Annotated in this window: 21 protein-coding genes; 3 read left to right on the top strand and 18 right to left on the bottom strand. The window is 61.8% G+C overall.

What is annotated here, in order from left to right; all coding sequences use genetic code 11:
- Positions 1 to 44: 44 nt before the first annotated feature.
- The 7 genes from RIF72_RS04270 to RIF72_RS04240 all read right to left on the bottom strand — a co-directional run bounded on the left by RIF72_RS04270 (position 45) and on the right by RIF72_RS04240 (position 4,907).
- Positions 45 to 989 carry an SseB family protein gene (locus tag RIF72_RS04270; protein WP_309073614.1) on the bottom strand — a complete coding sequence of 315 codons (945 nt, stop codon included), beginning with the start codon at positions 987 to 989 and terminating at the stop codon, positions 45 to 47.
- Positions 989 to 1,732 carry a bifunctional 1-(5-phosphoribosyl)-5-((5-phosphoribosylamino)methylideneamino)imidazole-4-carboxamide isomerase/phosphoribosylanthranilate isomerase PriA gene (priA, locus tag RIF72_RS04265; protein ID WP_309073613.1) on the bottom strand — a complete coding sequence of 248 codons (744 nt, stop codon included), beginning with the start codon at positions 1,730 to 1,732 and terminating at the stop codon, positions 989 to 991. Before priA ends, RIF72_RS04270 begins: the two co-directional genes overlap by 1 nt.
- Positions 1,733 to 1,778: 46 nt before the next feature.
- On the bottom strand, positions 1,779 to 1,937 hold the full coding sequence (locus RIF72_RS04260; protein WP_309073612.1) for a hypothetical protein: 159 nt from the start codon (positions 1,935 to 1,937) through the stop codon (positions 1,779 to 1,781).
- Positions 1,938 to 2,681, bottom strand: a complete 744-nt coding sequence (gene hisH / locus RIF72_RS04255) for an imidazole glycerol phosphate synthase subunit HisH (protein WP_309073611.1) — start codon at positions 2,679 to 2,681, stop codon at positions 1,938 to 1,940.
- A complete protein-coding gene (gene hisB / locus RIF72_RS04250; RefSeq protein WP_309073610.1) occupies positions 2,678 to 3,304 on the bottom strand; it encodes an imidazoleglycerol-phosphate dehydratase HisB in 627 nt (208 codons plus the stop codon). Before hisB ends, hisH begins: the two co-directional genes overlap by 4 nt.
- 46 nt (positions 3,305 to 3,350) lie before the next feature.
- Positions 3,351 to 4,469: a histidinol-phosphate transaminase gene (locus tag RIF72_RS04245; RefSeq protein WP_309073609.1), complete on the bottom strand. Its 1,119-nt coding sequence runs from the start codon at positions 4,467 to 4,469 to the stop codon at positions 3,351 to 3,353.
- A 78-nt stretch (positions 4,470 to 4,547) separates the two neighbouring features.
- Positions 4,548 to 4,907, bottom strand: a complete 360-nt coding sequence (locus RIF72_RS04240) for a LysM peptidoglycan-binding domain-containing protein (protein ID WP_309073608.1) — start codon at positions 4,905 to 4,907, stop codon at positions 4,548 to 4,550.
- Positions 4,908 to 5,256: 349 nt separating this feature from the next.
- Here RIF72_RS04240 and lexA point away from each other — a divergent pair, with 349 nt between their 5' ends.
- Positions 5,257 to 6,000: a transcriptional repressor LexA gene (lexA, locus tag RIF72_RS04235; RefSeq protein WP_309073607.1), complete on the top strand. Its 744-nt coding sequence runs from the start codon at positions 5,257 to 5,259 to the stop codon at positions 5,998 to 6,000.
- Between the two features lie 5 nt (positions 6,001 to 6,005).
- Here the strand turns inward: lexA and RIF72_RS04230 are convergent, their stop codons facing one another.
- Together RIF72_RS04230 and hflX are read right to left on the bottom strand one after the other, a co-directional pair.
- The gene (locus RIF72_RS04230; protein WP_309073606.1) at positions 6,006 to 8,066 is read right to left on the bottom strand and encodes an ATP-dependent DNA helicase; all 2,061 of its coding nucleotides are present in this window, start codon (positions 8,064 to 8,066) and stop codon (positions 6,006 to 6,008) included.
- Positions 8,059 to 9,621 (bottom strand): GTPase HflX, encoded by a 1,563-nt coding sequence (hflX, locus tag RIF72_RS04225; RefSeq protein ID WP_309073605.1) that lies wholly within the window; start codon positions 9,619 to 9,621, stop codon positions 8,059 to 8,061. The genes RIF72_RS04230 and hflX overlap by 8 nt, the downstream gene beginning before the upstream one ends.
- 512 nt (positions 9,622 to 10,133) lie before the next feature.
- Between hflX and RIF72_RS04220 the strand changes: the two genes are divergently transcribed.
- Positions 10,134 to 10,748, top strand: coding sequence for a methyltransferase (locus RIF72_RS04220; RefSeq protein WP_309073604.1), 615 nt, complete (start codon positions 10,134 to 10,136; stop codon positions 10,746 to 10,748).
- Here the strand turns inward: RIF72_RS04220 and dapF are convergent.
- The 6 genes from dapF to RIF72_RS04190 form a co-directional block, all read right to left on the bottom strand.
- A complete protein-coding gene (gene dapF / locus RIF72_RS04215; RefSeq protein ID WP_309073603.1) occupies positions 10,729 to 11,697 on the bottom strand; it encodes a diaminopimelate epimerase in 969 nt (322 codons plus the stop codon). The genes RIF72_RS04220 and dapF overlap by 20 nt on opposite strands.
- A 46-nt stretch (positions 11,698 to 11,743) precedes the next feature.
- Positions 11,744 to 12,688, bottom strand: coding sequence for a tRNA (adenosine(37)-N6)-dimethylallyltransferase MiaA (miaA, locus tag RIF72_RS04210; RefSeq protein ID WP_309073602.1), 945 nt, complete (start codon positions 12,686 to 12,688; stop codon positions 11,744 to 11,746).
- A gap of 18 nt (positions 12,689 to 12,706) precedes the next feature.
- A complete protein-coding gene (gene miaB / locus RIF72_RS04205) occupies positions 12,707 to 14,236 on the bottom strand; it encodes a tRNA (N6-isopentenyl adenosine(37)-C2)-methylthiotransferase MiaB (RefSeq protein ID WP_309073601.1) in 1,530 nt (509 codons plus the stop codon).
- Positions 14,236 to 14,778: a regulatory protein RecX gene (locus RIF72_RS04200; protein ID WP_309073600.1), complete on the bottom strand. Its 543-nt coding sequence runs from the start codon at positions 14,776 to 14,778 to the stop codon at positions 14,236 to 14,238. The genes miaB and RIF72_RS04200 overlap by 1 nt, the downstream gene beginning before the upstream one ends.
- Positions 14,768 to 15,811 carry a recombinase RecA gene (gene recA, locus RIF72_RS04195; protein ID WP_017198006.1) on the bottom strand — a complete coding sequence of 348 codons (1,044 nt, stop codon included), beginning with the start codon at positions 15,809 to 15,811 and terminating at the stop codon, positions 14,768 to 14,770. The genes RIF72_RS04200 and recA overlap by 11 nt, the downstream gene beginning before the upstream one ends.
- 259 nt (positions 15,812 to 16,070) lie before the next feature.
- Positions 16,071 to 16,268, bottom strand: a complete 198-nt coding sequence (locus RIF72_RS04190) for a DUF3046 domain-containing protein (RefSeq protein ID WP_309073599.1) — start codon at positions 16,266 to 16,268, stop codon at positions 16,071 to 16,073.
- Positions 16,269 to 16,336: 68 nt separating this feature from the next.
- Here RIF72_RS04190 and RIF72_RS04185 point away from each other — a divergent pair, with 68 nt between their 5' ends.
- A complete protein-coding gene (locus tag RIF72_RS04185) occupies positions 16,337 to 16,876 on the top strand; it encodes a MarR family transcriptional regulator (protein ID WP_309073598.1) in 540 nt (179 codons plus the stop codon).
- Positions 16,877 to 16,966: 90 nt separating this feature from the next.
- Here RIF72_RS04185 and RIF72_RS04180 read toward each other — a convergent pair whose 3' ends face one another.
- The 3 genes from RIF72_RS04180 to pgsA form a co-directional block, all read right to left on the bottom strand.
- Positions 16,967 to 17,401, bottom strand: a complete 435-nt coding sequence (locus tag RIF72_RS04180; protein ID WP_014921288.1) for a helix-turn-helix domain-containing protein — start codon at positions 17,399 to 17,401, stop codon at positions 16,967 to 16,969.
- 137 nt (positions 17,402 to 17,538) lie between these two features.
- Positions 17,539 to 18,051, bottom strand: a complete 513-nt coding sequence (locus tag RIF72_RS04175; protein ID WP_309073597.1) for a nicotinamide-nucleotide amidohydrolase family protein — start codon at positions 18,049 to 18,051, stop codon at positions 17,539 to 17,541.
- Positions 18,048 to 18,650 carry a CDP-diacylglycerol--glycerol-3-phosphate 3-phosphatidyltransferase gene (gene pgsA, locus RIF72_RS04170; RefSeq protein ID WP_309073596.1) on the bottom strand — a complete coding sequence of 201 codons (603 nt, stop codon included), beginning with the start codon at positions 18,648 to 18,650 and terminating at the stop codon, positions 18,048 to 18,050. Before pgsA ends, RIF72_RS04175 begins: the two co-directional genes overlap by 4 nt.
- Positions 18,651 to 18,657 lie beyond the last annotated feature (7 nt).

Genomic DNA, 18,657 nt, shown 5'->3' with positions numbered 1-18,657 from the left:
AATCCTCTTGTTCCCCAGGGCAGCCCCGGGAACCGGCACTGCCATTAATGCTGCGCGGGCTCCTGTGCTGCGCGCTGCAGTTTTACTTCCATGGAATCAACGCCCTCGGCAAAGGAATCCATCCGTGCCCACGCATCGTTCAGTTGGGCAAGGAGCGCCTGCACAGCCACAGCGTCGAGTCCATCTTCGAGGAAGAGCACCACACGCAGTTCCGGCCCTGCACCGCCGCCAGGTACCTGACGACCGTCGGCCGTCAGGGACGCAACACCGCCACCGGGTTGCGTCTCCAAGCGACGAACGGTCCGAAATGCCGAGACCGTTGAAACGAGAGCAGTCTCCAGTTGATCATCAAGGTATGACGGCGTCCAGTCCTTCTGCTGGGCGAGGGCCCACATCGCCGGGCGTCGCACAACAAATGCGAAGTCGGAGCCTGGGTCCATCACCAACAGCTGCGCGCCCTCGGATACTGCAGAAAGCGCTGCTCGCGCAGCGTATACGGCCACCGGGCGCGCCTCCGAATGCCATGCCTCGAGGGCAGCTGCCGACGTGAAGACCGGCATGGCCATGCGTCCATCGGGGGCCTTGAGTGTGATCAAAGCCATGTCGGCCTGCTTGTCAGCATGGAGGCCATCGACGCCTTCTGCTTCCTCAGCCAGCTGGGCAACTACGGGAACGAAAACCCTGGCGGTCGCCAAGGAGGCAACTACGTCTGCCTCGCTGCCGGTTCCGTTGATCAATGCCGCGATGGCGGCTACATAATCGGCGTCCGCCGAGCCGTCGTCGTCCTCAAAGTTGTGGATTTTGGCGTCGTCACCACTGAGGCTCCTTCCGGCCCAGGGCTGGCCGGCAGAGTCGGTAGCTCCCCCGGCACCGGCCAAGGCGGCCGCGATGTGGCCGGGAAGCTCACGCCTTGCCTCGCCCTGATCGTGCTGATGTCCGGCGTCGTGCTGATGTCCGGCGTCGTGCTGATGTCCTGCGTTGTGGGGCATCAGCGGCGGCCGGCAACGTCCAGCGCTTCGGGCAGCGTGAAGGCACCGGCGTAGAGAGCCTTGCCGACGATCGCGCCTTCAACGCCCAGCGGTACCAGTTCGCGCAGGACGCGCAGGTCCTCCAGGCTGGAGATACCGCCTGAAGCGACAACGGGCTTGCCGGTCTTCTCCACCATCTGGCGAAGGAGCTCCACGTTCGGGCCCTGAAGGGTTCCGTCCTTAGTGACGTCCGTGACAACGTAGCGGGCGCACCCTGCGTCCTCAAGGCGTGCCAGAACCTCCCACAGGTCACCGCCCTCCTTGGTCCAACCCCGTCCGGCAAGAGTTGTCCCGCGGACGTCAAGGCCGACGGCGATCTTGTCACCGAAGCGGTCGATTGCCTTTCGGGTCCACTCCGGATTCTCCAGCGCTGCCGTTCCAAGGTTCACGCGCGCGACGCCCAGCTCCAGGGCACGCTCAAGGGATTCGTCGTCCCGCAAACCGCCGGAGAGTTCCACCTTGACGTTGAGCTGCGACACGACCTCGCTGATCAGCGCGGCGTTGTTTCCACGGCCGAAAGCGGCGTCGAGGTCCACCATGTGCACCCATTCGGCACCGGCGTTCTGCCAGTTCAAGGCTGCTTCCAGCGGTGTACCGTAGCTGGTTTCCGAGCCGGCTTCTCCCTGCAGGAGGCGGACTGCCTGGCCGTCAACGATGTCGACGGCGGGCAGGAGTTCCAGAACGGACTGGGCGGAGGTGGTCATGTGTGTCCTTGGAGTTCGAAAGTGACGCGGTTATTGAGCGACTGGTTCAGGTACCCAGCGTCAGGAGATAGGCGGCCAGCAGGGACATCCCGGCCAGCACATAGAAACAAATGGAAACCCAGCGTGGTTTTTTCTGCTGGTGGAAGGAGATGCCCCCGCCTATCAGCAGGCCGGCGAGGGCCATCAGCAATACCGACCCCCACATCTAGGCGGTATCGCTTCCGGATGCTTCCGGAGCGGGCCTACGGAGGCTGTCCACCCAGTTTCGCAGGAGCCGGGCTCCGGCATCGCCTGACTTCTCCGGGTGGAATTGCGTAGCACAGAGCGGGCCGTTCTCGACGGCGGCAATGAAGCGTGCACCGTGTTCGGACCACGTGACCATGGGAGGAGCCATGCGGGGCTGAACGACGTCGAAGTTCCATTCCTGGACACCGTAGGAGTGCACAAAGTAGAAACGTTCCTGTTCGACGCCGGCGAACAGCTTGGAGCCCTCCGGCACGTCCACGGTGTTCCAGCCCATGTGCGGCACTACGGGAGCGGGAAGGAGTTCAACCTTGCCCGGCCACTCAGCCATACCCTCGGATTCGGTGCCGTGCTCTACACCGGCTTCGAAGAGGACCTGCAAGCCGACGCAGATGGCCAGCACAGGTCGGCCACCAGCAACCCGGCGTCCGATCATGCGGATGGCATCGACGGACTTGAGCTCCTTCATCACCGTCTCGTAGGCACCCACGCCGGGCACCACGAGTCCATCGGCGTTGAGCACATCCTCAGGCTTGGAGCTCAGAACCACGTGGGCGCCGGCGCGCTCCAGCGCCCGGACAGCAGACCGTACGTTGCCCGATCCGTAGTCCAGCACAGTTACGGTGGGCTTGCCTTCCGGCGACTCCGGCTTCACCGAGGCAGTCGCGTCAGCCACTGCTCCGTTCTTCAGAACCTGGCCGCTCACAGTGCTCCCTTGGTGGACGGGATGCCCTCCACACGGGGATCGGACTCGAGGGCTGCGCGCAGCGCGCGTGCAAAGGCCTTGAACTGGGCCTCGACGATGTGGTGCGGGTCGCGGCCGGCAAGGACATTCATGTGCAGGCAGATCCCGGCGTGCAGCGTGATGGCTTCAAAAACGTGGCGTGTCAACGAGCCCGTGAAGTGTCCACCGATCAGGTGGTACTCCTGCCCGGCCGGCTCACCACCGTGCACCAGGTAGGGACGTCCGGAAACATCAACGACGGCGTGCGCCAAGGCTTCGTCCAAAGGAACCGTTGCTTCACCGAAGCGACGGATGCCGGCCTTGTTGCCCAGTGCCGTCCGCAGGACCTCACCAAAGGTGATGGCGACATCTTCCACTGTGTGGTGCGCATCAATGTGTGTATCGCCAGTGGCCTTCACCGTCATGTCGATCAGGGAATGCTTGCACAGGGCCGTCAGCATATGGTCGTAGAAGGGAACCGAGGTACTGATGTCCGAGACACCGGAACCGTCCAGGTTGATCTCCACCAGGACTGAAGACTCGCTGGTGGTGCGCTCCATGCGCGCGGTGCGGGCAGCGGTCGGCGTGGCGCCGGTTTCGCTCATTGGGACGTCCTTATACACGGAGGATGGGTTGGGTCTATGAACAAGTTTAGGCGTGCGGTGGCGGCGCGTCGTCCAGCAGTGCCTCCAGGGCTTCAAGGAAGGCGGTGGTTTCCGGTTCGGTTCCGGCAGTGACACGCAAGTGCCCAGGGATGCCGACGTCGCGAATCAGCACACCCGCCTCGAGCAGGCCCTGCCAAATCTTGTGCGGCTCCTCGAGCCCGCCAAAGAAGACGTAGTTGGAGTCGGACGCCGCGGGCTTGAGGCCCATACGCAGCAACTCGGTCACAATCCGGTCGCGCTGTACCTTGATGTCCTCGACGTCGGCCATAAGGGCTTCGCGGTGGTTGAGCGCCGCCAGGGCCGTCGCCTGCGTGACGGCAGACAGGTGGTACGGAAGGCGGACCAGCCTGATGGCGTCTGTGACTTCCGGAGCTGCCGCCATGTAGCCGAGCCGGGCACCTGCCAGGGCGAATGCTTTGCTCATGGTGCGGGAGACGATCAACCGTTCACGTCCGGGCAACAACGTCAAAGCGCTCGGAGTATTGTCGTGCGCGAACTCGTGATAGGCCTCGTCCACGATCACAATGGCTTGGCTCGCTTCGCCGGCCTCGTAGACGGCCTCAACAACGTCCAAGCTCAACCCAGTACCGGTTGGGTTGTTCGGTGAGCACAGGAACACGATGTTGGCACCCGTTTCGCGAACCTGCGCGGCGGCCGATTCGGCGTCCAGCCCGTAGTCGTCAGCACGCACACCGCCGACATACTCTGTGTCCGTGCCACTAGCCAGGAGAGGGTACATGGAGTACGTGGGCGGGAAACCGAGCGCCTTGCGTCCCGGTCCACCAAATGCCTGGAGGATTTGCTGCAGGACTTCATTGGATCCGTTGGCGGCCCAGATGTTGTCCGGAGAGAGACCGTGGCCAAGGTACTCGGCCAAGGCTTCACGTAGTTCAGTGAACTCACGATCCGGATAGCGGTTCAGCCCTGTGGCCGCAGCGGCGACAGCCTCGGTGATGGCGGCTTGGACATCTGCCGGGACGCCATGGGTGTTTTCGTTGACGTTGAGCAGGATGGGGACGTCAAGCTGCGGTGCGCCATAGGGGCTCAGTCCACGCAGATTGGTCCGGAGGGGAAGTCGGTCAAGTCGCTCAAGCTGGTCACTCACCAACACAGTTTAAGGGGCGGCCGGGACTGCCGACTAACTGTGACGCCGGGCGATCGGCTCCTGCGGATGGTGGACGACTCAGTTTGCAGGGACGAACAGCTGCTGGCCGGGCAGAATGCGGCCGCCGCGGAGGTCGTTCAGCTGGATGATCTCCGCGATGACATCACGCGGGTCCCGCTCCGGAGCGGCGGCGCCGGCGATGCCCCAAAGGGACTGCCCCGGCTGGACCGTGACCGTGACTGCAACAGGCGGACGCAACTGGGACTGGGAGTCCGACGCCTTGGCCGGGGAGTTGATGAAACCGGCGAGGGTCAGCAGCGCCGCCACCAACAGCATTGCCGGGATGCCGAAGAAGACAATCCGTCCCCGCCGGGTCAGACGCAGGCGAGCGGGCGCCTGAGTGGTGCGGAATTCAGCGAACGTAGTGATTGCGGACATGAGCTGAGCCCTTCTGAGCTATTGCCAGGTTCCGGGGTGCCCGGTGCTTGGCGGCCAATTCTTTGCGTTCCCCTCATCTGACTCTGAATGTTCGAACACTTTGTTCGAACATCCAGTGCCAGCTTCAGGTTTATAGAACACATATTCGAACCTTGCTATGACATTTTTAGCACTTATCAACGAACGGTGTCGAGACTCGCTAGAACAAATGTTTGATAAACGCCTGTGCCTGCCCTACGTTTGAGTGAAGAAACAGCACTGTTTCAGTGGAACAGGAGGGTCTGACATTTTTTGCAGACCCGACAACCCCGGGCTCGCTTCGGGGCGGAATGGAAAGGCATTGGCGAACATGGCAGCGAAAGCCACGGGCGGCGGGGCACCCCTGCGGAGCCAGCAGCCTCAGAAGAGTCCCAAGAGCCTGACTGTCCGGCAGAAAAAGATCCTGGAGACCATCCAGCGATCCGTCAATGACAACGGATACCCGCCCAGCATGCGCGAGATCGGTGACACCGTTGGTCTGGCCAGTTTGTCGAGCGTCACTCATCAGCTGTCCCAATTGGAGAAGCTCGGATATCTCCGCAGGGACCCCAAACGTCCCCGCGCCATGGAAGTCCTGATGCCGCTGACCCTGGACGGTGGCACCATTCCGGGCGTGGAAGCGCCTGCCACCCTTCGCAGTGCGGGTGGCCTTGCTGTAACAGAGCTGGCCAGTGCCAGCGACACCGCCATGGTCCCGCTGGTGGGCCGCATTGCCGCCGGTGGTCCCATTCTGGCTGACCAGACGGTGGAAGACGTGCTCGCGCTCCCCCGGCAACTTGTGGGGCATGGCGAATTGTTCATGCTGAAGGTGGCCGGCGATTCCATGATTGATGCCGCCATCTGTGACGGTGACTGGGTAGTGGTCCGCCGCCAGAACGATGCCATCAACGGTGACATCGTGGCAGCCCTCCTGGATGACGAAGCAACCGTGAAGACCTTCCGGCAGCGGGACGGCCACACATGGCTGCTCCCGCAGAACACCCAGTACGAACCCATCCTGGGCGATCAAGCGACCATCATGGGTAAAGTTGTTTCTGTACTGCGCTCCCTTTAGGCGCCCTACGGGGCTTTAGACGAGCCCAGACGCTCCAAAACGCCACGTACCACTGCTCGGTCCGTCGTTGCCCAGAACGGCGGCAGCGCGGCACGCAGGAAGCCTCCGTAGCGTTCCGTCGAGAGTCGCGAATCGAGCACCGCGACCACTCCCTTGTCGCCAGTCGAACGGATCAAGCGGCCCGCACCCTGCGCCAGTCGAATGGCAGCATGCGTGGCTGAGACCGCCATGAAGCCGTTACCACCGGATTGTGCCACTGCCCGGGAGCGTGCAGTCATCAGGGGATCGTCAGGCCGCGGGAAGGGAATGCGGTCAATGACCACCAAGCGGCATGAGCCGCCGGGAACGTCTACGCCCTGCCACAGTGACATAGTTCCGAAGAGACAGGTGTCCGGCTCATCCGCGAATTGCTTTACGAGGGCCGCCATGGTGGATTCGCCTTGGCAGAGGACATCCACATCCAGCCGAAGCCGCATGGCATCGGCTGCTTCTTCGGCCGCACGCCGTGAGGAGAAGAGGCACAAGGCTCCCCCGCCGGACGCGCGGATGAGGTCTTCCAATTCGTCCAGCGCCTCGGGCGAAGTACCGCGACCGGGTTTGGGCAGATGCTTCGCCACATACAAGACACCCTGTTTGGGATAGTCAAAGGGCGATCCCACGTCAATCCCAGTCCAGCTCGGGGCGCCGTCGCCGATGAGGCCGAGTCCGCCTGCTGCCGGTTCGAAAGCTGAGCCGATGGCCAGAGTGGCGGAGGTCAGCACCACGGTGTGGCCGGCAAAGAGCCCTTCGCGAAGCCGTCCGGCAACGCTGAGCGGGGCGATGTTGATCAAGGCCGGGGCAGTCTCATCAGGTTGCGAATAGCCCTGCTGGGGGTCGAACGTGCTGTTCCGGGAGAACCAGACCACTTCCCGGTTCTCCTTGGCGGCCAGCATGCGTTCGCACAATTCCAGGATCAGCATGAGCCGTGAACGCGCCAGCTGCCTTCCGCCGTCGACTGCGTTTGATGAATCCGTCTTCGAATCCGAGAGCGCAGCGCGCGTCGCGTCCCTCAACTGGTCCAGGCAATCGAGCTGTTCGTCGTTGGGGCCATTGGGCAACAGCCCGTTGGGCACCCCGGCGATGGCCATATCCAACCGCTCCGCGGCGGCGTTGAGCGCGTCAACTGTAATGGCCGTGTGCTTGCGGGCACTTGATGCCGCTGCATGAACCATGGCCACCGACAACTGGCCTGAAACAGCGCCCGTCACACGGTCCTGAAGTTCGTGCGCCTCGTCAACCACCACGACGTCGTACTCAGGCAGCACGGCCAGGCCTTCAAAGGCGCTGACGGCCAGCATGGCGTGGTTGGTGACCACGACATCGGCCTCACCCGCCCTGGAGCGCGCCAGCTCACTGAAGCACTCTTCTGCCATAGGGCACTTCTGGGCTCCCAGGCACTCCATGGACGTCACGGACACCTGACGCCAAGCCCTGTCCGTGACGCCGGGCATGAGTTCGTCACGGTCTCCCGTAACGGTTTTCTCAGCCCATTCCCGGAGACGGACCACTTCCTTACCCAGCTGGGATTGCGGTCCGCCCATGGAGGCAGCAAAGTGGGGCACGCTGGTGTCCTCGCCAAGGGAGAACAGCTGCCCTTCGGAAGGCTCTTCGCTGGGGAACCCGCCCTCGAGTTTCTGCAGGCAGACATAATTTGCCCTGCCCTTGACCAGCGCCACATTGACCGGGCGCTCAAGGGCAGGGTTGATGGTCTCCAGCAGCCGGGGAAGGTCCCGGCCAACGATTTGAGTCTGGAGTGCCAGGGTGGCGGTGGACACGAGGGTCGGCTTATCGCTGTCCATGGAATGGGCGATCAACGGAATCAGGTATGCCAACGACTTACCTGTTCCCGTTCCCGCTTGGACCAATAGATGCTCCCCGGTCTCGATGGCCCGGGTGACATGCTTGGCCATTTCGTGCTGGCCGGCACGGCTTTGTCCGCCCATTCCGGCGACAGCCCGATCCAACAGCTCGAGGGTGGTCTTCTCCCCCACCGACTCGACGGCGTCCGCCGCCACCTTCTCAACCATTACTGACGAACGGCTCCAGTTCGGCGGCCAGGCCTTCGCGCACCATGACAACTACGCGGGTCCCGTTCTCCTCATGCTCAAGGCTGAGGATTTCAGAGTCGGAATTGTGCAGCTTGTTGATCATTTCCCCACGATCGTAGGGAATCAGCAGTTCAAGGCGCACGCCAGGCCGGGGAATGGACCGGCTGATGTCTTCCAGCAGTTCCGCGATGCCTTGGCCCGTGCGGGTGGACACAACAGCGTGGCGGGGTTCTTTCTGCTTGAGGCGCTCCACCACGAAGGGATCCGCGACGTCCACCTTGTTAAGGACGATGATCTCGGGAACCTTGCGGGCATCCACCTCGGTGAAGACGGCCCTTACCGCTGCAATCTGCCCTTCGGGGTCGGGGTGGGATGCATCCACCACGTGGAGGATCAGGTCCGCATCCGCAACTTCCTCCAGCGTGGAACGGAAAGCTTCAACGAGCTGGGTTGGGAGTGAACGGACGAACCCAACGGTATCTGCGAGGGTGTAACCGATGCCGTCCGGGGTCTGCGCCTTGCGAACTGTGGGATCCAGCGTGGCAAACAGGGCGTTCTCCACCAGGACACCTGCGTCAGTCAGGCGGTTGAGCAGGGACGACTTGCCGGCGTTCGTGTACCCGGCGATCGCAACAGAAGGAACCGCATTACGACGACGGTTGGCTCGCTTGGTCTCACGCGCAGGCTTCATCGCAGCGATTTCGCGACGCAATTTGGCCATACGGGTGCGGATTCGGCGCCGATCAAGTTCGATTTTGGTTTCACCAGGACCACGCGAGCCCATTCCAGCGCCTGCTCCACCCACCTGGCCACCGGCCTGGCGGGACATGGAGTCGCCCCAACCACGAAGCCTGGGGAGCAGGTACTCGAGCTGTGCGAGTTCCACCTGTGCCTTGCCTTCGCGGCTCTTGGCGTGCTGGGCGAAGATATCCAGGATCAGCGTGGTGCGGTCAACTACCTTGACCTTCACAATGTCCTCAAGGCCACGTCGCTGCGAGGGCGCGAGCTCAGTGTCCACCACCACGGTGTCGGCGCCCGTGGCGGCGACGATGTCCTTAAGCTCCTGGGCCTTACCGGAACCAAGGAAGGTCCCGGGGTCCGGCTTCTGCCGGCGCTGAACCAACCCGTCCAACACTTCGGATCCGGCCGTCTCTGCAAGTGCCGCCAGCTCGCGGAGGGAGTTCTCAGCGTCCGCAAGAGTCCCCTCAGTCCACAGGCCGGCCAGTACAACGCGCTCAAGGCGCAACTGCCGGTATTCGACCTCCGTGACGTCTTCAAGTTCGGTGGACAGTCCCGCGGTACGGCGAAGGGCGCGGCGTTCAGCCAAATCTTCCTGGTCGCCGTCGTAGATACTGTGTTCTTGATCCAGCGTGGAAATAGCCTGCGCCTTGCCGAACACACTGTTGGCGTCGTTGTCGTCGGATGCCTGCGCAGGTACATCCTTGGAAAGAATCCGGTCGATGACGGCCTGGATTTGTTCAGGACTCATGTCCTGGGCGTCGGAATCGGATCCGGAGTGCTTCTGGGTGGTCATGGTCTCCTTAGACTGTTCGGCAATTCCAGAATAGTGCGGTTTGGTGCTCGATGGGGCGCTATTCGCGCTCGGCTGACGGGCATCGGCCAAAAGGGCCTCCTGTGTACTGGGCAGTCGGTGCCTTTCGGTGGCAGGGACTGCTGGGATGTGGCGTGATTGACTCCGCGGGGAGGGTCCTTTGGCCAAGGTGAGGATGCTCTGCCTGCCTACGGGTTAAGCCGGATGGTATGGCTGCTCCACTAAGATGTGGGGCTGAATCTTCAGAGTGTCCGGCTCCGAACAGAGGAGTTAGGGACTGAGCCAGGGGGACCTGCCGGGCGGAAGGCGGGCTTGGTTGAATGGCCAAGCGGGCTGCGTCGCGGGCGGTACCGTGCTACACCTGATGACTCAGGTGTGTTTCGGCTGATTACTCGAAGATCAAGAACATGCGTTCCACTTTAGCAGCCGTTGTCAACCCGCCGTGGAAGGAGGCAGTTTCCCAAGCCGACGTTAGCCAACTAATCTGGCAAATTATGGAGTCTGCACACTATTTCACCGCCCAACCGGCCGGACCGTTCATCCGCAAGCCACTCACAGTGGAACTCGCAGGAGCCACACGTCAGCTGCAGACCTCGTCGGGCATCTTTAGTCCCGACGGCGTGGACAAAGGAACGGCGGTACTTTTCTCCGAGGTTCCACCGCCCTCACCGAAGGGTCACCTTTTGGACATCGGCTGCGGCTGGGGCCCGATTGCCCTCACCTTGGGGCTGCTGGCGCCCCATGCCCACGTCCATGCCGTGGATGTGAATGAGCGTTGCATCACGCTGACCAACGAGAATGCGGCGGTGCTCGGTCTTACCAACGTCACAGCCAGCCTTCCGCACGAGGTAAACCCCGCCGTCGAGTTCGACACCATCTGGTCCAACCCGCCCATCCGCATCGGCAAGGACGAACTCCATACGCTGCTGCTGACATGGCTGCCTCGGCTGGCACCGGGCGGTAACGCCTGGTTGGTTGTTCAGAAGAATCTGGGCTCCGACTCCTTGCAGAGATGGCTTGCCACCGAGCTGGACAGCTCCTACACGGTCTCCCGTGAAAGCACGTCCAAAACGTTCAGGATCATCCGTGTCAGGAAAGCGTCCCAGTAGCCACGATGACAGCCGGGCCGCTGAGTTCTACATGCTCGCGGCCCCCCGCGCCAGGGAAGAACTTCACACCCACGACGCCGCCCGGTACCTTGACGTGCCAGTCGTTCGGAGCCGTTTCACCCGCCCAGTGACGAATCGCGACGGCAGCAGCGCACGCGCCGGTGCCGCAGGATTGTGTCTCCCCCACCCCACGCTCGTGAACACGCATGGTGATGGTTCCTATGCCGTCTTCCACCAGTGGCTCCGCGGGAACAACGAACTCCACGTTTGTCCCATTTGCGGGCTTGGGATCCACCACGGGGGCCTTGAACAACTGTGTGGCTGAAAGCTCACTGAGTTCCGCAAGGGCAACTACCGTATGGGGATTGCCCATGCTGACTGACAGGCCGGGCCGCGCCACTTCCAGGCCGTCGGCGCTGACAAGTGCATCCATGGCCTTGCTGGTGGCTTCCTTGGGGAAGATGAACTCCCATGGGCCCATATCCACGGCATAACCGTTGGCTGTCCTCACAACCTTTTTGACGCCGCCACGAGTGCCGATGGTGAGAGTCTGACCGGGGCCAAGGTCCACCAGGCCCTGCGCAATCAGGAAATGAACGAAGACGCGTACGCCGTTGCCGCACATTTCAGAGAGCGAACCATCTCCGTTGCGGTAGTCCATGAACCACTCCGCTTCGGGATCCTGCTCAAGGGCGACACGACCTTCCGGGAGAAAACGGGAAGGAACTGCCCTGATGAGACCGTCACCCCCGATGCCCACGTGGCGGTCGCACAACTGCGCCACGTGCTCGGCGGTGATCTCATGGGCGTCACCGGGATCAGCGATGAGGACAAAGTCATTGCCCGTTCCGTGCCCCTTGGAGAACTCCAGGCCGGCGAGGCTGGAAGCTGGCACTGGAGCACCGGCAGTTGCGGGCTGCGGGGCGGGAACTGCGGCGGTTTCATCCATGGATCTAGGCTACCTGCCGCGGCTGTATGGCCAGAAATTGCAGCGCTTAGCTCGTGGGCGCGCTGGCTGCAGCAACCGCCTTGGCTGCTTTGACTGCCTTAGCCAGAAGCTCCGGATCCTGCCACTCGAGCCAAGTGATTCGTGGATCCGCCCGAAACCATGTCAGCTGGCGCCGTGCAAACTGCCTGGTAGCCACGATGGTTTCCTCGGCGGCGGCATCCGCAGTCATCCCGCCGTCCAGAACCTTCAGGAATTGGGCGTAACCCAAAGCGCGCGAAGCTGTCTTGCCACTCCGCAACCCGACGGCGTCGAGTCGTTGGACTTCCTGTTGGAGCCCTGCTTCCACCATCCGATGCACCCTTAGCGCCAGACGTTCCCGCAGCTGATCCCGATCCACCGCCAATCCAATCTGGAGGGCCGGCTGGTAATACTCGCGCTGGGGCATGAAAGAGCTGAAAGGGCGACCAGTGAGGCCGTGCACTTCCAGGGCCCGGATCACTCGCCGGGCGTCTCCGAGGCGGGCAGCCGAGACGGGATCAACTTGCTCAAGGCGGGCTCTCAGCGGCCCAAGCCCCTTGGTTTCGAACTCTTCTTCCAGATGCCTGCGGAGCACCGGATCAGTGCCCGGGAATTCCAGCACGTCCAGCGCAGCCCGCACATATAGTCCGGATCCACCTACAATGATGGCGCGCTTTCCCCGTGAATGGATGTCCTGGATGGCTGCGCGGCATTCATCTTGGAAGTCCGCCACGCTGGCTTCCTGCGTGACGTCCATGGTGTCCAGCAAATGGTGTGGCACACCCCTGCGCTCTTCCACAGTGATCTTGGCAGTTCCGATATCCATGCCGCGGTAGAACTGCAAGGCGTCGGCGTTGATCACCTCGCCGTTCAAGGCCAGAGCGAGATTGACGCCCAGATCCGACTTACCGGACCCAGTGGGACCAACAACGGCGATGACAGGCTGAGGAGGTTCCGGACGGGAGAACGACATGAGATCCTGCCTCAGGCCCTAAGCTTGGCGAACAGGCAACGTTGGCATGCCCAATGACACACCCGTCTTGCCCGACGCCGATCCTGTTGCCGGGACCCCGCAAGAATCAGCCTGCGAGCGATCCCAGGCATCGCCGGCACGGGAGCGGCGCAAAAAGTAATCACTTGCTGTTGCAGGGTCGGCTACCAGGTGGAAGGCCGCAGCCTCAGTGATTGTCACCGTGACGAAGTCACCCGGCCGCGGAGTTTCAGCTCCGGCCGGCACTGAGAAGTGCACCAGCCTTTGGTCCGTCGAGCGGCCGGACAACCGATGTGTTTCGCCGGCCTTTCGTCCTGACTGCGCTGTGACCAGGACTTCCACTTTCCGCCCCAACTGCTTGGCGTTCTCTTCCGCGGCAATTCGGTCCTGCAGCGCTGTGAGGCGTTCGTAGCGCTCCTGCACCACGGCCTTTGACAGTTGCTCCGGAAGGTCTGCAGCCGGGGTGCCGGGCCGCTTGGAGTATTGGAACGTGAACGCGGACGCGAACCGTGACTTCTCCACGACATCCAGGGTCGATTGGAAATCTTCCTCGGTTTCGCCCGGGAAGCCCACGATGATGTCGGTAGTGATGGCGGCATGCGGGATCCGTTCACGCACTTTGTCCAGGATTCCCAGGAATTTGCTGGAACGGTACGAACGGCGCATGTCCTTCAGCACTTTGTCCGAGCCGGACTGCAGCGGCATGTGCAACTGCGGCATGGCGTTGGGTGTCTCAGCCATGGCGTCTATGACATCGTCCGTAAATGCAGCGGGGTGGGGGCTGGTGAAACGAACACGTTCCAGACCTTCGATTTCACCGCATGCGCGCAGGAGCTTGGAGAACGCCTGGCGGTCACCGAATTCCACACCGTAGGAATTCACGTTCTGGCCGAGCAACGTGACTTCCACAGCTCCGTCATCCACGAGAGCCTGGATTTCCGCCAGAATCTCCCCGGGACGCCGGTCTTTTTCCTTGCCACGAAGCGAGGGCACTATGCAGAACGTGCAGGTGTTGTTGCAACCCACAGAGATTGACACCCACCCCGCATACACAGAGTCACGCTTGGTAGGGAGCGTTGACGGGAACACATCCAAGGATTCGAGAATCTCGAGTTGCGCCTCGTTGTTGTGCCGGGCGCGGCTCAGCAGGGCCGGTAGGGCTCCCACGTTGTGCGTTCCAAACACGGCATCAACCCACGGCGCCTTCTTCACAATGGTGTCGCGGTCCTTCTGGGCCAGGCAACCACCGACGGCAATCTGCATTCCGGGGTTCGCTTCTTTAACCTGCCGAAGCTGGCCAAGGTTTCCATAGAGTTTGTTGTCTGCGTTCTCCCGCACAGCGCACGTGTTGAAGACCACGACGTCGGCAACCTCACCGTCAGCGGGTACGTAACCGGCTTCTTCCAGAAGCCCCGCCATGCGCTCTGAATCATGGACGTTCATCTGGCAGCCAAAAGTCCGAACCTGATAGGTCCTGGGCTCGGCAGAAGGAGTGGCGGCAGCTGATGGGGAAGGAATGGTCAAACTCACTACTCAAGGGTACCGGCTTCTGCCAGCACCTCACCGACGATCCTGAACGCCATGGACGGTGCGTACCCCTTGCGCGCCAGCATCGACGCAAGCCGTCGGGTGTACTTGTCCCGTTCGGCCCGGTCCGTCAGATCCATGCTGGGCCGCAGCTTGCGCTGAACGAGCTCCCGGGCAGCCAGTTCTTCGTCTTGGTCACTCACCTGCGAAAGGGCTTCCTCCGCCGCATCAAGCTCGATGCCTTTGTCTGCCAGTTCCCGACGGATTGCGCCCTTGGCTAGCTTCTTGCTCTGGGAACGGCTGCGGACCCACATCCTGGCAAACTCAGCATCATCGATCAGTTGGACTTCTTCGAAACGGTCCAGAACTGCCTCAGCCACATGCTCGGGAACATTCCGTTCAGCGAGTTTCCGCGACAGTTGAAGCCGACTCCGCGGCGCCATCGTCAACTGCCTCAGGACGATGGCACGCGCCACGGATTCGGGATCAGGTTCGGGATCGGCCGCAACGGAAGAATCCGGATCCGGGCCTCTCCTAGCCGTCAACGGCCTTCAGCTTCGGAGAATCTTCTTCGGCCTTGACAACACCCACGCCAAGCTTTTCCTTGATCAGGCGCTCCAGTTCCTGGGCGAGCTCGGGGTTGTCACGCAGGAATCGGCGCGAGTTCTCCATTCCTTGGCCCAGCTGATCGCCGTCATACGTGAACCACGAGCCCGACTTCTTGATGATGCCGTGCTCAACACCCATGTCAATGATGCCTCCCTCGCGGGAGATGCCCTGACCATAGATGATGTCGAATTCGGCGATTTTGAAGGGCGGAGCCATCTTGTTCTTGACGATCTTTGCCTTGGTGCGGTTACCGACGGAGTCGGCACCTTCCTTCAAAGTCTGGATGCGACGAACATCGATGCGCACTGAGGCATAGAACTTCAGGGCCTTACCACCAGTGGTGGTTTCGGGAGATCCGAAGAACACGCCGATCTTTTCACGCAACTGGTTGATGAAGATGGCGGTGGTCTTGGTCTGGCTCAAGCGGCCCGTGATCTTACGGAGGGCCTGGCTCATGAGTCGGGCCTGGAGACCAACGTGGGAGTCGCCCATTTCGCCTTCGATTTCGGCGCGGGGTACCAGTGCAGCCACGGAGTCAATGACCACAATGTCCAGCGAGCCGGAGCCCACCAGCATGTCCATGATCTCCAATGCCTGCTCACCGGTATCCGGCTGTGAGACCAGAAGTGCATCAGTGTCCACACCAAGCTTGGCGGCGTAGTCCGGGTCAAGTGCGTGCTCGGCGTCAATGAACGCCGCGATGCCACCTGCGCGCTGCGCGTTGGCTACAGCATGAAGGGCCACGGTGGTCTTACCCGAGGATTCCGGACCGTAGATTTCCACCACGCGCCCCCGAGGCAGGCCGCCAATGCCAAGGGCGACATCCAGTGCAATGGAGCCGGTTGGAATGACCTCAATCGGGGCGCGGGTGTCATCACCCAGGCGCATGATGGAGCCTTTGCCGAACTGCTTGTCGATCTGGGCAAGCGCTGCTTCGAGCGCCTTTTCACGATCCGGGGTTGCCGCCATGGTTCACACCTCTGATGCTTTCTCGCTGTGGAGTGGCCCGAAAGGCCGCTTTCCTGTCATGTCTGACGCTATTACGGTGCTCTGACATTTTTAGTAGCCTGCGCTGCCTATGTGGATAACCTGGGCTGCTGGAAGCTCTGGAATGCGTCCTTCGAGAACAATTTTCCTCTCACAGGAGCATATCCCCATCCGAACAGATATTCGAACAACGTTCCGGCGTGTCCCAACCTGCAGGGCAGCCACCCCCAAGCGCCGGACTTCAGTTGGACGCCGGTTTGATGTCCCTGCCCAGCCTGCGTTCGGGGGGAACGTCCTGGACCTCGCACACGGCCAACCAGACTTCCCGAGGTTGATAACCGGAGGCCAAAGCCTCTACGGCAGTTCTCCCGCCGACGCCGGCAAGTACCAGCGAGTTGGCCAGGACCCGGGAGTAGCCTGCCCCGAATTCGTCGTCCATTAATCGCCAAAAGTCACTTGCCCTCACGGATAGAGTCTCTCATGGCGCCGGACTCTAGAATGGTTGCCATGAGCAATCCCCTCCAGAGCACGCCAGGTCCTGCCGTGCCAGGCAACGCCGTGGACGACGCCCTCCAGCAGGTAGAACACCAGCTGAGCCTGCTCTGGCGCCGCGCCCGTTCCATCTCGCATCAGTTGTCACGCCAGGTACATCCGGACATGGAACCGGCCGCCTATGGGCTCCTCACAGTCATTCGCAAGGAGGGCCCTATCCGACTCACCGATCTCGCCACCTGCATCGGGGTGGGCAAGCCTTCCGTAAGTCGCCAGATCGCCTTCCTGGAGAGCATTGGCCTCGTCTATAAGGAAGCGGATCCCCAGGACGGCAGGGCCCAGTCCATCCGATTGACGGACAAGGGCGAAGAGAAGATGCACCAGGTTCAAGATGCCCGCAGGCAGGTCTTCCGTGAACGACTTGGCGAATGGCCTTTGGAGGATGTCCAGACGCTTGCTGACTACATGGGCCGCCTCAACGCCATTTACGGTGACGGCGTACTCAACGTGAAGGAGCAGGAAATCGACGACGAGGACAAGCCCGCAGACGTTTGAGCAGCACCTGCCGCAACCGACATACCAAACTCATGAAAAAAGGTCCCCAGCCTGAGGCTGGGGACCTTTTCCATGGTTCTGGTGGAACGGTTACCGGGCTCCGGAGAGCATTCCTTGCGGGAAGTCGTCCGTGAGGTCCAGGTCGCGACCGTAGCGCTGGGAGAATTCCTGCGGAACGGTGTCCGGAACTGCAACACCTTCTGCGACGGCCACGCGGTCGCTGACTTCGCGAAGCATGTGGGACAACGGAACATCCAGGGCTGTGCAGATAGAGGACAGGAGCTCGGACGAAGCCTCCTTCTGGCCGCGTTCAACTTCACTCAAGTAGCCAAGTGAGACGCGGGCGCTGTGCGAAACCTCGCGGAGGGTACGGCCCTGACGCTGGCGGACATCGCGCAGTACATCACCGATCTCGTGGCGTAGTACAACCATTTTGCGCTCCTTCTGTTCGCTCTGTGCCTGATCAGCCAAGCCCACATCCTTCCAGCGGACAACGCCGTTCACGGATACGGGCTGCTTTACCATCTGTATCGCCTTGCTCCCTCATTCATCCGGTTCGCTGGCTGGCGGACCGGGTTGGTTTTTACATCCTAGGCGCCCCGGCTCTTCCGAAGCGACACAATGACACAACTATTGGCAATCAGTTTTTGTTCCCGACTACTTTACGAACGGTAACCAACGTCACTCAGTGCAGCAAGCAGACGCGCCAAGGCGGCCTCGCAAGCCTGCTCCCTTATGGACTGTCTGTCCCCCAAAAAACTGTACTCAAACGCTTCGGTTCCGGATTTACCGGCAATTCCGATGAACACGGTTCCTACTGCTTTGCCGTCGTGCGGCTCTGGTCCGGCCACACCCGTGGTGGAAATTCCAAGATCGGCGCCGCAGATGCGCCGGGCCCCGTCGGCCATGGCTTCGGCTACCTGACCGTCAACGGATCCGACATCGGCAAGCAGCTTCTGCGGCACCCCCAGAACACCGGCCTTCACTGCGTTCTGGTAAGCAACCACGCCACCTTGCAGCATCCCGGACGCTCCCGGCGTGTTGGCCAGCGTTGCGGCAACCATTCCCGCGGTTAGCGACTCAGCCGTAGCCACTGTGAGTTTGCTCCCAAGAGCAATAGCGACTGCCGCCGTCGACGTTTGCGCGGCGGCTGATGCGCCCTCATTGTGCGTCATGCACGCCGCCCGGCCGCGCGAAGCTTCAAAGCTTGGACAACATACTCGACGCCGGTCCACAAGGTGATGGCCAGCGCCACCATCATGACCCAGAAGGCGACGTCCCCGAGCCACGGAGCGATCGCCTTCAGCGGCAGGATGTAAAGGAATATGGCCACGGTCTGGACTACCGTTTTCAGCTTGCCACCACGGGAAGCCGGCATGACGCCGTACTTGATAACTACGAACCGAAGAGCGGTAATTCCCCATTCGCGTACCAGGATAAGGATGGTTACCCACCAGGGCAGCTCACCCAGGATGGAGAGGAGTACCAGCGCGGAACCGATCAGCAGCTTGTCGGCAATGGGATCGGCAATCTTGCCGAAATTGGTGATCAGGCCACGCGCCCGGGCGATGTCGCCGTCGAGCTTGTCCGTATAGATTGCGATTGCGAAGGCCACAACAGCCGCCCAACGCCAAATCCCGTACTCGCCGTCGTCCGCCACCAGGAACCATACGAAGAAGGGAACCAGGACGATCCGGAGCATCGTGAGGATATTGGGTAGGTTCCAGACGTCGGAGCTGCTGGAAGTTGCGTTATCACCCTCGGCTGTAGTCACCCCACAA

It is taken from the genome of Paenarthrobacter sp. (assembly GCF_031180005.1).
GTDB lineage: Bacteria > Actinomycetota > Actinomycetes > Actinomycetales > Micrococcaceae > Arthrobacter.
Note: the sequence above shows the minus strand (reverse complement) of the source record. Positions and strands in the feature narration are given on the sequence as shown.

Bases quoted from the DNA above. Each gene is read 5' to 3' on its own strand.
- hflX (WP_309073605.1), bottom strand. From the start codon at position 9,621: ATGACCACCCAGAAGCACTCCGGATCCGATTCCGACGCCCAGGACATG.
- RIF72_RS04270 (WP_309073614.1), bottom strand. From the start codon at position 989: ATGCCCCACAACGCAGGACATCAGCACGACGCCGGACATCAGCACGAC.
- RIF72_RS04230 (WP_309073606.1), bottom strand. From the start codon at position 8,066: ATGGTTGAGAAGGTGGCGGCGGACGCCGTCGAGTCGGTGGGGGAGAAG.
- RIF72_RS04260 (WP_309073612.1), bottom strand. From the start codon at position 1,937: ATGTGGGGGTCGGTATTGCTGATGGCCCTCGCCGGCCTGCTGATAGGC.
- RIF72_RS04240 (WP_309073608.1), bottom strand. From the start codon at position 4,907: ATGTCCGCAATCACTACGTTCGCTGAATTCCGCACCACTCAGGCGCCC.
- lexA (WP_309073607.1), top strand. From the start codon at position 5,257: ATGGCAGCGAAAGCCACGGGCGGCGGGGCACCCCTGCGGAGCCAGCAG.
- hisB (WP_309073610.1), bottom strand. From the start codon at position 3,304: ATGAGCGAAACCGGCGCCACGCCGACCGCTGCCCGCACCGCGCGCATG.
- miaA (WP_309073602.1), bottom strand. From the start codon at position 12,688: ATGTCGTTCTCCCGTCCGGAACCTCCTCAGCCTGTCATCGCCGTTGTT.
- RIF72_RS04185 (WP_309073598.1), top strand. From the start codon at position 16,337: ATGAGCAATCCCCTCCAGAGCACGCCAGGTCCTGCCGTGCCAGGCAAC.
- priA (WP_309073613.1), bottom strand. From the start codon at position 1,732: ATGACCACCTCCGCCCAGTCCGTTCTGGAACTCCTGCCCGCCGTCGAC.
- dapF (WP_309073603.1), bottom strand. From the start codon at position 11,697: ATGGATGAAACCGCCGCAGTTCCCGCCCCGCAGCCCGCAACTGCCGGT.
- RIF72_RS04175 (WP_309073597.1), bottom strand. From the start codon at position 18,051: ATGACGCACAATGAGGGCGCATCAGCCGCCGCGCAAACGTCGACGGCG.
- recA (WP_017198006.1), bottom strand. From the start codon at position 15,811: ATGGCGGCAACCCCGGATCGTGAAAAGGCGCTCGAAGCAGCGCTTGCC.
- RIF72_RS04220 (WP_309073604.1), top strand. From the start codon at position 10,134: ATGGAGTCTGCACACTATTTCACCGCCCAACCGGCCGGACCGTTCATC.
- RIF72_RS04180 (WP_014921288.1), bottom strand. From the start codon at position 17,401: ATGGTAAAGCAGCCCGTATCCGTGAACGGCGTTGTCCGCTGGAAGGAT.
- RIF72_RS04190 (WP_309073599.1), bottom strand. From the start codon at position 16,268: ATGGACGACGAATTCGGGGCAGGCTACTCCCGGGTCCTGGCCAACTCG.